Source organism: Cryobacterium sp. 10I1, from assembly GCF_035019805.1.
Lineage (GTDB): Bacteria > Actinomycetota > Actinomycetes > Actinomycetales > Microbacteriaceae > Cryobacterium > Cryobacterium glucosi.
Window position 1 is genome coordinate 1 of the sequence record NZ_JASJVF010000103.1, and the last position, 10,774, is coordinate 10,774.

The 10,774-nt window shown below is 69.1% G+C and carries 12 protein-coding genes; 6 read left to right on the plus strand and 6 right to left on the minus strand.

The features are described 5' to 3' along the window. Window positions 1–739: malate dehydrogenase (locus QN345_RS10470; protein WP_323508632.1), on the plus strand; the 739-nt coding region annotated here is incomplete at its 5' end. A 91-nt stretch (window positions 740–830) separates the two neighbouring features. On the opposite strand, the gene QN345_RS10475 is transcribed toward QN345_RS10470, so the two are convergent. The 4 genes from QN345_RS10475 to QN345_RS10490 form a co-directional block, all read right to left on the minus strand. Continuing rightward, window positions 831–1,406 (minus strand): DNA-3-methyladenine glycosylase I, encoded by a 576-nt coding sequence (locus QN345_RS10475; protein ID WP_322137345.1) that lies wholly within the window; start codon window positions 1,404–1,406, stop codon window positions 831–833. Window positions 1,407–1,447: 41 nt separating this feature from the next. Further along, entirely contained in the window at window positions 1,448–1,948 is a 501-nt protein-coding gene (locus tag QN345_RS10480) for a methylated-DNA--[protein]-cysteine S-methyltransferase (RefSeq protein WP_134561989.1), read from the minus strand. Between the two features lie 120 nt (window positions 1,949–2,068). Continuing rightward, window positions 2,069–3,157: a medium chain dehydrogenase/reductase family protein gene (locus tag QN345_RS10485; protein WP_322136261.1), complete on the minus strand. Its 1,089-nt coding sequence runs from the start codon at window positions 3,155–3,157 to the stop codon at window positions 2,069–2,071. 150 nt (window positions 3,158–3,307) lie between these two features. Further along, complete coding sequence (locus tag QN345_RS10490) at window positions 3,308–3,868, minus strand: TetR/AcrR family transcriptional regulator (protein WP_134558693.1); 561 nt, start codon at window positions 3,866–3,868, stop codon at window positions 3,308–3,310. A gap of 123 nt (window positions 3,869–3,991) precedes the next feature. Here QN345_RS10490 and QN345_RS10495 point away from each other — a divergent pair, with 123 nt between their 5' ends. The 5 genes from QN345_RS10495 to QN345_RS10515 all read left to right on the plus strand — a co-directional run bounded on the left by QN345_RS10495 (window position 3,992) and on the right by QN345_RS10515 (window position 9,222). Continuing rightward, on the plus strand, window positions 3,992–4,657 hold the full coding sequence (locus QN345_RS10495; protein ID WP_322136260.1) for a TetR/AcrR family transcriptional regulator: 666 nt from the start codon (window positions 3,992–3,994) through the stop codon (window positions 4,655–4,657). Between the two features lie 8 nt (window positions 4,658–4,665). Beyond that, complete coding sequence (locus tag QN345_RS10500) at window positions 4,666–6,399, plus strand: ABC transporter ATP-binding protein (RefSeq protein WP_134448180.1); 1,734 nt, start codon at window positions 4,666–4,668, stop codon at window positions 6,397–6,399. Continuing rightward, complete coding sequence (locus QN345_RS10505) at window positions 6,396–8,384, plus strand: ABC transporter ATP-binding protein (RefSeq protein ID WP_322136259.1); 1,989 nt, start codon at window positions 6,396–6,398, stop codon at window positions 8,382–8,384. The genes QN345_RS10500 and QN345_RS10505 overlap by 4 nt, the downstream gene beginning before the upstream one ends. Window positions 8,385–8,388: 4 nt before the next feature. Next, a complete protein-coding gene (locus QN345_RS10510; protein WP_134448184.1) occupies window positions 8,389–8,748 on the plus strand; it encodes a YidH family protein in 360 nt (119 codons plus the stop codon). A gap of 96 nt (window positions 8,749–8,844) precedes the next feature. Then, the gene (locus tag QN345_RS10515; RefSeq protein WP_322136257.1) at window positions 8,845–9,222 is read left to right on the plus strand and encodes a DUF202 domain-containing protein; all 378 of its coding nucleotides are present in this window, start codon (window positions 8,845–8,847) and stop codon (window positions 9,220–9,222) included. 30 nt (window positions 9,223–9,252) lie between these two features. Here the strand turns inward: QN345_RS10515 and QN345_RS10520 are convergent, their stop codons facing one another. Continuing rightward, window positions 9,253–9,642 (minus strand): TraR/DksA family transcriptional regulator, encoded by a 390-nt coding sequence (locus QN345_RS10520; protein ID WP_166787332.1) that lies wholly within the window; start codon window positions 9,640–9,642, stop codon window positions 9,253–9,255. Between the two features lie 178 nt (window positions 9,643–9,820). Next, window positions 9,821–10,774 (minus strand): molybdopterin-dependent oxidoreductase (locus QN345_RS10525; protein WP_323508633.1); only part of this gene is annotated, 954 nt, incomplete at its 5' end.

The following is a 10,774-nucleotide window of genomic DNA, read 5'->3' on the forward strand; positions in this document are numbered from 1 at the left end:
CCTCGTGGGCTCCCGTCCGCGCGGCATCGGCGAGGAACGCGTTGCGCTACTCGAGGGGAACGGCCGCATCTTCGGGCCGCACGGCACCGCCATCAACGCGGGGGCGGCATCCGACGTTCGCGTGCTCGTCGTGGGGAATCCGGCCAACACGAACGCGCTCGTCGCCGCCGCGTTCGCACCGGACATTCCCGCCGAGCGCTTCACCGCGCTGACCCGGCTCGACCACAACCGCGGCGTCGCCCAGCTCGCGGTGCGGCTCGGGGTGCACGTCTCCGAGATCGACGGCCTCGCCATCTGGGGCAACCACTCGGCGACGCAGTATCCGGACGTCTTCCACGCGACGGCCGCTGGGCGACCGGTTCGCGAGCTCGTCGACGTGGACTGGCTCGCCGGAACCTTCATTCCGCGGGTCGAGAAGCGCGGCTACGAGATCATCACCGCGCGCGGCGCCTCCTCGGCGGGGTCGGCAGCCGAGGCGACGATCGACCACGTCTACGACTGGGTGCACGGCACCGGCGCGCGCTGGACATCCGCCGCAATCGTCTCCGACGGCTCATACGGGGTGCCGGAGGGCCTGGTCTGCTCCTTCCCGGTGCGGTCGGTCGACGGCCAGTGGCAGATCGTGCAGGGCCTCGAACTGAACGCCTTCTCCCGGACCCGGATCGACGCATCCGTTGCCGAACTCATCGAGGAACGCGACCACGTGCGCGCCCTCGGCCTTCTTCCCGCCGCCCGCTGACCGCCTCTTCGCTCTCGGCCAGGGTTACCTTTCCGGTCGAAAGTGCCAGATGCGTCGGTCACTCTCGACCGGAAAAGGAACTCTCGCTCGGTCAGGGGGCGCGGTGGCAGCCGGCGATGTGGTCGTCGACGAGGCCCGCGGACTGCATCAGCGCGTACATCGTCGTCGGGCCGACGAAACGGTAGCCGCGGGTGCGGAGATCCTTGCTGAGCGCCGTCGATTCCGGGGTGATCGCCGGGACGTCTCCGAGTTCCCGCGGCCGGATGGCGCGGGCGGGCGGAGCGAAGCTCCAGATCAGGTCGCTGAGACTCTCGCCGAGGTTCTGGGTGACCCTGGCATTGCCGATCGCGGCCTCGATCTTGCCGCGGTGCCGGATGATGGCGGCGTTGTCGAGGAGCCGTTCGACGTCGGCCGCGGTCATGGCCGCGACCCTGTCGACGTCGAAGCCGTGGAACGCCGCACGGAACGCCGGTCGACGACGAAGGATCGTGATCCAGGAGAGCCCGGCCTGGAACCCCTCGAGGCAGAGCTTCTCGAAGAGCCGCTCATCGTCGCGGAGGGGGCGACCCCACTCCTCGTCGTGGTACCGGCGGTACTCGGGGTCGCCGTTCGCCCACGCGCAGCGTACGACTCCGTCGTCACCGGTGCGGAGGGCGCTCGGGGGCACCGCCGGGAGTGCCGTCGCACCGCCCCTGGGTGCCGGGTCGGTCACGAACGGTACTCGATGCCCTCGTGGCCGAGCAACCACTCCTTGGTCGGGATGCCGCTGCCGCCGCTGTAGCCGGTGATGCGGCCGTTGCTCGCGAGCACGCGGTGGCAGCCGATCAGGATCGGCAGCGGGTTCGCGCCGACGGCCCCGCCGATCGCTCGCCCGGAGCCCGGCCGGTCGATGGAGAGGCCGAGTTCGCCGTAACTCGTGACCGTTCCGAAGTCGAGCTCGTCGAGGCGCGCCCAGACCGCACGCTGGAATGCGGTGCCGCCGGCGAGGTGCATCGGAACGTCGAAACGGGTGCGGGTGCCCGCGAAGTACTCGGTGAGCTGTTTCGCGGCTTCTTCGAGCACGGGGGAGGGGTGCTCCGGCTGGGTTTCGAGCGGCAGGTGCCCGTCGCGCTCGATGGCGAGCGTGAGGACGCCGACGTCGTCGCCGGTGAGTTCCAGCCGGCCGATGGGGCTGGGGAGACGGATCAAGGCGGTCGGGATGCTGTCCATGGTTCGACTGTAGTCGGCGTCCGCGCGCGCCTCTGGCGGGTTTCGGACCTGGGGAAATCCCGGCGCGAGCCGCGCCTGGTGGGGAGGCGCGGCATCCGTGCCCGGGCCGGAGGCCTCGGCTCAGGGGATCAGGATCACCTTGCCGAGGGCGCTGCGCGACTCCGCGAGCTGCATCGCGGCCGCGGCCTCGACGAGCGGGAACCGTGCGGCGATCTGCGGGGTGACGATGCCGCGCTCGACGAGGTCGAGGACCGCGGTGAGGTCCTCCCTGTGGTGCCTGCGATAGGCGGCCGGCGTGACCCGGTGCCCGGCCCAGAAGTCGTAGAACAGGGCGCGGTGGCCGCCCGGCAGGGTGTTCCAGAGGGTGAGCCGGGCGAGCAGCCCGATGAAGAGCGGCAGGAGGGACCCGGTGTCCTTGAGGGCCGAGGCGATGCCGTACGAGACCAGGGTGCCTCCGCGAGCAAGCAGGCTCTTCGAGATCCGGGCGCTCGCGAGGCCGAGGTGGTCGAAGGCGGCGTGGACACCGCTGGGGGCGAGCTCGCGGACGCGGGCGGCGAGGTCCGGGTCCGAGTAGTCGACCGGCTCGACCCCGAGGCCGCGGAGGGCCTCATGGTGCCGGGGAGCGGCCGTTCCTATCACCCGGATTCCCGCGTGGCGGGCGAGCTGCACGAGAATCGTGCCGACTCCGCCGCTCGCCCCGTGCACGAGGATGGTCTGGCCGCTCCCGACACGCGCCTTCCGGTGCAGCATCTGCCAGGCGGTGATCCCGTTGACGATGACAGACTCGATGATCGCCGGATCGAGCCCGGCTGGCACCGGCACGAGGTCGGCGGCGGGCACGAGCGCTTCGCTCGCCCAGCCGCCGGTCTTGGTCGCTGCGGCGACACGCCCGCCGATGAGAGCGGAATCGACGCCCGGGCCGACGGCCTCAACGACGCCGACGAGGTCGTAGCCGGGAACGAACGGGAACGCGGGCTGGCCGGGGTAGCGCCCGCGACGCATCGACTGTTCGGCGAACGAGATGCCGCTCGCCTCGACGCGCACCCGGGCCTGGCCGCGGGACGGTGCCGGCAGCATCCGTCGCCGGATCTGGAAGCCGTCCGGTTCGACCACGCCGGGCATCACGATCTCGGTGGTGAGCGTGGGGGAGGCGTTCGGTGTAGCGGTGGCCGTCGCGGGTGTCATTGCGGGCTGGATGTTGTTCGTCATGGTGTTCTCCTGGTGTTGGTGTTGGTGTTGGTGTTGGTGTCGTGTCGGAAACGGGAAGTGGGTGACTGATCACTCACTGATGGCGAGAATGAACGATGCGAGAGAGACGAATGCTGGGTCGGGCTGCGGCGCCCGATGAGGGGGAGCGCGTCAGGGGTGGCGGATGCCGGCCGTGAGCAGGCGCGCCCACTCGGACGGTATCTCGTCGAGTCCGGTGGTGACGATGAGGTGGCAGAGCTGGCCATAGGCGACGAAGCGCTGCACCGCTTCGTCCGATGCCCCCGAGCGTGAGCGGACCAGGGTCGTGATCGATTCGATGCCCCGCCGGAGCGCCGCACCGATCTCGGGAACGCTGGCGGCGGACTGCGCGTGCACCTGGAGCATCAGGAGCGACCTGTCGGCGATGAGGTCGGCGTATGCGCCGCCCATCGCGGAGAGGATGCCGTCGGGGCTCCGGTCGACGCCGGTGTCCGCCCCGCGGGAAAGGGCGGCCCCCGCACGATCGAAGCATTCGTCCAGTGCGGCGACGAAGAGCGCCTCCTTGTTCGGGAACAGTTTGGAGACGTAGGCGGGGGAGATCCTGGCGTGTTCGGCGATCGCCGCGATCGGCGTGCCGAGGTACCCGGTCCGCGCGAACACCTCGATCGCGCTGTCGATGACGATCGATCGGCGCGCTTCGGCGGTGGACAGGCGAACGGTGGGGGCTGGCATGTGAGTGACTGTACACTCACTCTCGGGGAGTGTGCAAGCAGTTTCCGGAAGCCGACGGCTGTTCACGAGAAATTCGCCGGGCATCCGCTTGTGAGTGAGCGCTCACTCATCTAAGCTGGGGGGATGTCAGCCAAGCCGCCCCGTGCCAAGCCGCTGCCGGTCGAGGACCGGAGGGCGATGCTCATCGAAGCGACCCTTCCGTTGCTGCTCGAGCACGGGAACGCCGTCACGACCCGGCAGATCGCCGACAGGGCCGGTATTGCGGAGGGCACCATTTTCCGGGCCTTCGACAGCAAGGACGACCTGATCGATGCCGTCGTCGCCCGGCAGGTCGACCCCGAACCGTTCCGGCGCCGGCTGCGCGGCATCGACACCACCCTGCCCCTCGAGCAACGCATCACCGCGATCGTCGCCCTGATGCGGGACCGGTTCACGACGGTGTTCAGCCTGATGTCCGTGATCGGCCACCGCGGCCCGCACCCCGGCGACGACTCTCGACGGGAATTCGTCGAGATCATCGCGCGGATCCTCGCGCCGGACCTCGACCGGCTCACGGTGTCCGCCGAGCGTGCGGCCCAGGTCATCCGGATGCTGACCCTGGCCGCGTCGGTCCCTCACGTCCGTAACGGGCCCGAGTTCGACGACGCCGAGATCGCCGCCCTGATCCTGCACGGGATCGACGGATCCCCCGCGCCCGGCCCGACGGCGCCCGGCTCACCACTCGTCGACGCCACCCTTCCGGCCCCCGCGCCGGCCACAGACTCCACCCTGATCCCCGCTTTGCCCTAGGAGAACCGATGCTCTGGAAATTACTCGTGAAGTACTTACGGCCATACTGGCGGCTGTTGACGGCGGTGGTGGTGTTCCAGCTCGCGCAGTCGATCGCTTCGCTGTACCTGCCGACGCTCAACGCCGACATCATCGACCAGGGCGTCGCCACCGGTGACACCGGCTACATCCTCCGCACCGGCGGGCTGATGCTGCTGATCACCCTGGCGCAGATCATCTGTTCGATCATCGCCGTCTACTTCGGCGCGAAGTCGGCTATGGCCCTGGGCCGCGACCTGCGCGGCGCGGTCTTCACCCGGGTCGGTGAGTTCTCCGAGCAGGAGGTGACCAGGTTCGGCGCCGCGTCGCTGATCACCCGCTCCACGAACGACGTGCAGCAGGTGCAGATGCTCGTGCTGATGACCTCGACCCTGATGGTTTCGGCCCCGATCCTTTCCATCGGCGGCGTGATCATGGCCATTCGCCAGGACGTGCAGCTGTCCTGGCTGATCGCCGTGAGCGTTCCGGTCCTCCTCATCGCCGTCGGGCTCATCATCGTGCGGATGATTCCCCTGTTCCGCACGATGCAGGTCAAGATCGACACCGTCAACCGGGTCCTCCGGGAACAGCTCACCGGCATACGGGTCATTCGCGCCTTCGTGCGCGAGGACCGGGAGACGGCCCGCTTCGCGGTCGCCAACGAGGACGTCACCGACGTTGCACTTCGCGCCGGCCGCCTGATGGCGCTGATGTTCCCGATCGTGATGCTCGTGCTGAACGTGTCGAGCGTCGCCGTGATCTGGTTCGGCGCCTTCCGGATCCAGGACGGCTCGATGCAGGTCGGTACCCTGATCGCGTTCCTCAGCTACCTGATGCAGATCCTGATGGCCGTCATGATGGCGACCTTCATGGCCGTGATGATCCCGAGGGCGACCGTCTCCGCCGACCGCATCGGCGAGGTGCTCGCCACCCCGTCGAGCGTGCGCCCGCCGCAGAACCCGGTCAACGCCACCGTCGGCCACGGCGAGCTCGAACTGCTCGACGTGGGCTTCGAATACCCCGGCGCCGCGCAGCCCGTGCTCAGCAACGTGAGCTTCCTCGCCCGTTCCGGCGAGACGACCGCGATCATCGGCAGCACCGGCTCCGGAAAGACCACCCTGATCAACCTGATCCCACGGCTCTTCGACGCGACGAGCGGCACCGTGCTCGTCGACGGCGTCGGTGTGCGCGAGCTCAACCCCGACCTGCTCTGGGGTCACATCGGCCTCGTGCCGCAGAAGCCCTACCTGTTCTCCGGCACCGTGCGCAGCAACCTGCTCTACGGCAAGCCCGACGCGACCGAAGCCGAACTGTGGCAGGCGCTCACGATCGCGCAGGCGAAGGACTTCGTCGAGGAGATGCCAGAAGGCCTCGACGCGCCCATCTCCCAGGGCGGCACCAACGTCTCCGGCGGGCAGCGGCAACGGCTCGCGATCGCGCGGGCCCTGGTCAAACGGCCGGAGATCTACATCTTCGACGACTCCTTCTCCGCGCTCGACCTCGCAACGGATGCCCGGCTCCGGGCGGCGCTCAAGGTCGGCACCGACGGGGCCACGATGATCATCGTCGCCCAGCGGGTATCGACGATCATCGACGCCGACCAGATCCTCGTTCTCGAAGACGGCCGGATCGTCGGACGGGGCACCCACGAGGAGCTCCTCGACACCAACACGACCTACCAGGAAATCGTGTCTTCACAGCTCACAGCGGAGGAAGCAGCATGAGCGAGTCAACCGAACGCCCAGCGGCGGCAGCACCGGCCCGCGGGCCAGGCGGACGCGGTCCCGGCGGCGGCCACGGCCCGATGGGCGGAATGAGCATGCCCGTGGAGAAGGCCATGAACTTCGGCCCCTCCGCCAAGCGCCTGATGGGCAAGCTCCGGCCGGAACGGCTCTGGCTCCTGGTCGTCGTCGTGCTCGCCGTGATCAGCGTCACCTTCTCCGTGATCGGCCCGCGCCTCCTCGGCCAGGGCACCAACCTGATCTTCGCGGGCATCGTCTCGAAGGCGCTCCCGGCCGGGGTCACCCAGGACCAGGTCATCGCGGGCCTCCGCGCCTCCGGCGACACCGGCAAGGCCGACCTGTTGAGCGGCATGACCCTGACCCCGGGCCTCGGCATCGACTTCGCCGCGCTCTCCACTGTTCTGCTCTGGGCGATGATCCTCTACGTGCTGTCCTCGGCGTTCAGCTGGATCCAGGCCTACGTGCTCAACGGCGTCGTACAGCGCACGGTGTTCCGCCTCCGCGCGGAGATCGAAGCGAAGATCAACCGGCTTCCGCTCAAGTACTTCGACACCGTTCAGCGCGGCGAGCTGCTCAGCCGCGTGACCAACGACGTCGACAACGTTTCGCAGAGCCTGCAGCAGTCGATGAGCCAGATCGTCACGTCTTTGCTGACCGTGGTCGGCGTCATCGTGATGATGTTCCTGCTCTCGCCGCTCCTGGCCCTGATCGCCCTCGTCACGATCCCGCTCACCCTCGTGACGACGATGCTGATCGCGAAGCGCTCGCAGAAGCTCTTCGTCGGCCAGTGGACCAACACCGGCGAGCTCAACGGCCAGATCGAGGAGACCTTCACCGGCCACGCCCTCGTCAAGGTGTTCGGACGCCAGAAGGAGGTCGAGGAGCGCTTCGCGGCCAAGAACGAGGAACTCAACGTCGCGAGCTTCGGCGCCCAGTTCATCAGCGGCCTGATCATGCCAGCGATGACGTTCATCGGCAACCTCGTCTACGTCGGCATCGCCGTCGTCGGCGGGCTGCAGGTCGCCTCCGGCGCCATGCAGCTCGGTGACGTGCAGGCCTTCATCCAGTACTCGCGCCAGTTCACCCAGCCGCTCGCGCAGCTCGGGTCGATGGCCAACCTGCTGCAGTCCGGCGTCGCATCCGCTGAGCGCGTCTTCAGCCTGCTCGACGCCGAAGAGCAGAGCGCAGACCCCGAGCCCGCTGAGAGCCCGACGGACAACCACGGCCGGCTCACCTTCGAGGACGTGTCGTTCAGCTACTCGGCAGACCAGCCGCTCATCGAGCACATCAACCTCGTCGCGGAACCGGGCCAGACGGTCGCGATCGTCGGTCCGACCGGGGCGGGCAAGACGACCCTGGTCAACCTGATGATGCGCTTCTACGAGCTGGACTCCGGCCGGATCACCCTCGACGGCATCGACATCGCGAAGATGACCAGGGACGACCTGCGCGGCAGGATGGGCATGGTCCTGCAGGACACCTGGCTGTTCGGCGGCACGATCCGGGAGAACATCGCCTACGGCCGTCCGGACGCTTCGGAGGAGGACATCCAGGCCGCCGCGCGCGCCACCTACGTCGACCGGTTCGTGCACTCGCTGCCGGACGGCTACGACACGGTGCTCGACGACGAGGGCGGCAACGTCAGCGCCGGTGAGAAGCAGTTGCTGACGATCGCACGGGCGTTCCTCGCGAAGCCGAGCGTGCTGATCCTCGACGAGGCGACGAGCTCCGTCGACACCCGCACCGAGGTGCTCGTGCAGAAGGCGATGAGCGCGCTCCGCGCCGACCGCACGAGCTTCGTGATCGCGCACCGGCTCTCCACGATCCGCGACGCCGACCTCATCCTCGTGATGGAGTCCGGCCGGATCGTCGAGCTCGGCACGCACGAGGAACTGCTGCTCGCCGGGGGCGCGTACTTCGCCCTCTACAACTCCCAGTTCGCCGCTCCCGTCACCGACGAGGTCTAGGCAGATGCCCGAAGGACGGTTTCCCCGGTCGGTCTACGGACACGGCCGGGAACCGGACCCCCGGTTCAGCCTCGCCAACGAGCGCACCTTCCTCGCCTGGATCCGCACCTCGCTCGCCCTCCTCGCGGTCGGCGTCGCCCTCGAGGTGCTCGAGCTGCCGATCCGGGGGGACTTCCGGGTCGCCTCGGCCGTCGTCTTCCTGGTGCTCGGGCTGCTGGCTCCCGTGCACGCGTGGCTGAACTGGAGCCGGATCGAACGCGCCCTCCGCGAGGACCGGCCACTGCCGGCCCCAGCGCTGTCCGGTGTTCTCGCCGTCGGAATCGTCGTGGGCGGGCTGCTGATCTTCGCGGGCTTGTTTCTGTGAAGCGATGCAGCCCCGTGAAGCGGCGCAGTCCTGTGAAGGGGCGCAGCCCTCTGACGGGGCGCAGTCTCGTGAACAGCGGTCAGTTCCGGTGAGCGGATGCCGGCGGGCGGGGTCGTGACGGAGGTACCGGAGGGCGCCGAGCATCCGTTCGATCCCGGACTGCAACCCGAACGGACCCTGCTGGCGTGGCAGCGCACGGTGCTCGCGCTCGCCGTCGCCGTGGCGGCCGGGGTGCGGTTCGCGGCACCGCTCGTGGGGGTCGTGGCCGTGTTCTTCGGCGCGGCCGGGCTCGCGCTCGCCCTTGCCGCGTACATCGGCGTGCGCTACCGCTACCGGCGAGTGCACGCCGAGTTGCGGGACTCCGCAACGCTCGCCTCCCGTGGTGCGTGGCCGTTCGCGGCGCTCGCCGCCGCGACCTGTGCGCTCGGCCTGCTCGCCGTGCTGTGCGTCGTGGGACGGGTCGTCACGGCGTGACGAACGCCGGGGGTTTCTTCGCCGGTGCTGTTATCGCGCGCCGGCCTCGATCTCGCGGGCGCAGTCGATGCAGAGTTCCGCGGCAGGACGGGCCTCGAGCCGTTCGCGGCTGATCAGCTCACCGCGGCGCACGCACAGGCCATAGGTGCCCTCGTGGATCCTGGCGAGCGCACGGTCGATCGCTGCGGACTTCGCGACGAGTTCACTGTGCACGCCCGACATCCGGGACCACTCCATCGTGAGCGTCGGGCCGTCGGGGTCGTGCTCGTCGTCGTCGGTTCCGCTGTTGCGGGCGTCGAGCACCCCGGAGAGGGTCTCGTCCATGCGGCCCTTGGCCAGGAAGGCGTCGTGGCGTTCTTCGAGGAGAAGACGCTCGAAGCGACGGAGTTCTGCGGCGGTGAAGTTGGCGTGGGTGCGCATGGTTGGTCCTTTCGCGCTGAGGCCACCCGTGGAACGGGCAGCCAGAATGTTCTGACGAGAATACGCCCGGCATTCCGGGCTGTCTCGGGGCTTGCGCATTGGTGCACAACGTGCTCGAACCGGCGCCGGGGGAGGGCGGATGGAGTGGCTGATGGAGTGGCGGGGGGAACCGCGACCCCTATGCGATCGTGACGCTGACCTCGTCGAGACCCGTCGCACCGTCGGGGATGACGTCTTGCCTGATATCCGTCTGGACGAGGCCGGCGGCATCCGTCGCCCGGACCCGAAGGGTGTGTGCACCGGCCGTCGCAGGCCAGGACCAGGTCCACTGGCGCCAGGTGTCGGCCGAGATCGCCGTGGCGAGGGTCGCCTCGGCCCAGGCGCCGCCGTCGACCTGCACTTCCACCCTGCGGATGCCGGTGTGCTGGGCCCACGCGACACCCGCGACGGTCACGGTGCCCGCTCCGGCCCTGGCGCCCGAGCGCGGCACGTCGATCCGGGAGGACACCTTGACCGGGCCCCGCTCGGACCAGCCGCGGTCCGTCCAGTACGCGGTGTGCTGGTCGAACCGGGTGACGTTGAGTTCGACGACCCATTTCGTGGCCGAGACGTAGCCGTAGAGGCCGGGCACGACCATCCGCACCGGGTAGCCGTGTTCGAGCGGGAGCGGGACGCCGTTCATGCCGACCGCGAGGATCGCGTTGCGGCCCGTGTCGGTGAGGACCTCGAGCGGGGTGCTCGCGGTCCAGCCGTCCTGGCTGCGGGAGAGCACCATGTCGGCGCCCGCGGTCGGCACGGCACGGGAGAGCAGGTTCCTGATCGGGTATCCGAGCCACGTCGCGTTGCCGATCAGGTCGCCGCCGACCGGGTTCGAAACGCACATCAGCGTTGTCGTGCTCTCTTCGAGGGGCAGGGCGAGCAGGTCGGCGAAGCTCAGTTCGACCTCGTTCTCGACCATTCCGGTGACCTTGAGCCTCCACGTGCTCGGGTCGATCCTGGGCACCTGGAGTGCGGTGTCGATCCGGTAGAAGTCCGCATTGGCGGTGATGAGCGGCGAGATGCCGTCAACGGAGACGGATGCCGCTGGCGGGATCGCGGGCGCCGTGACGGACGGCGCTGGCAGGGTGAAGAG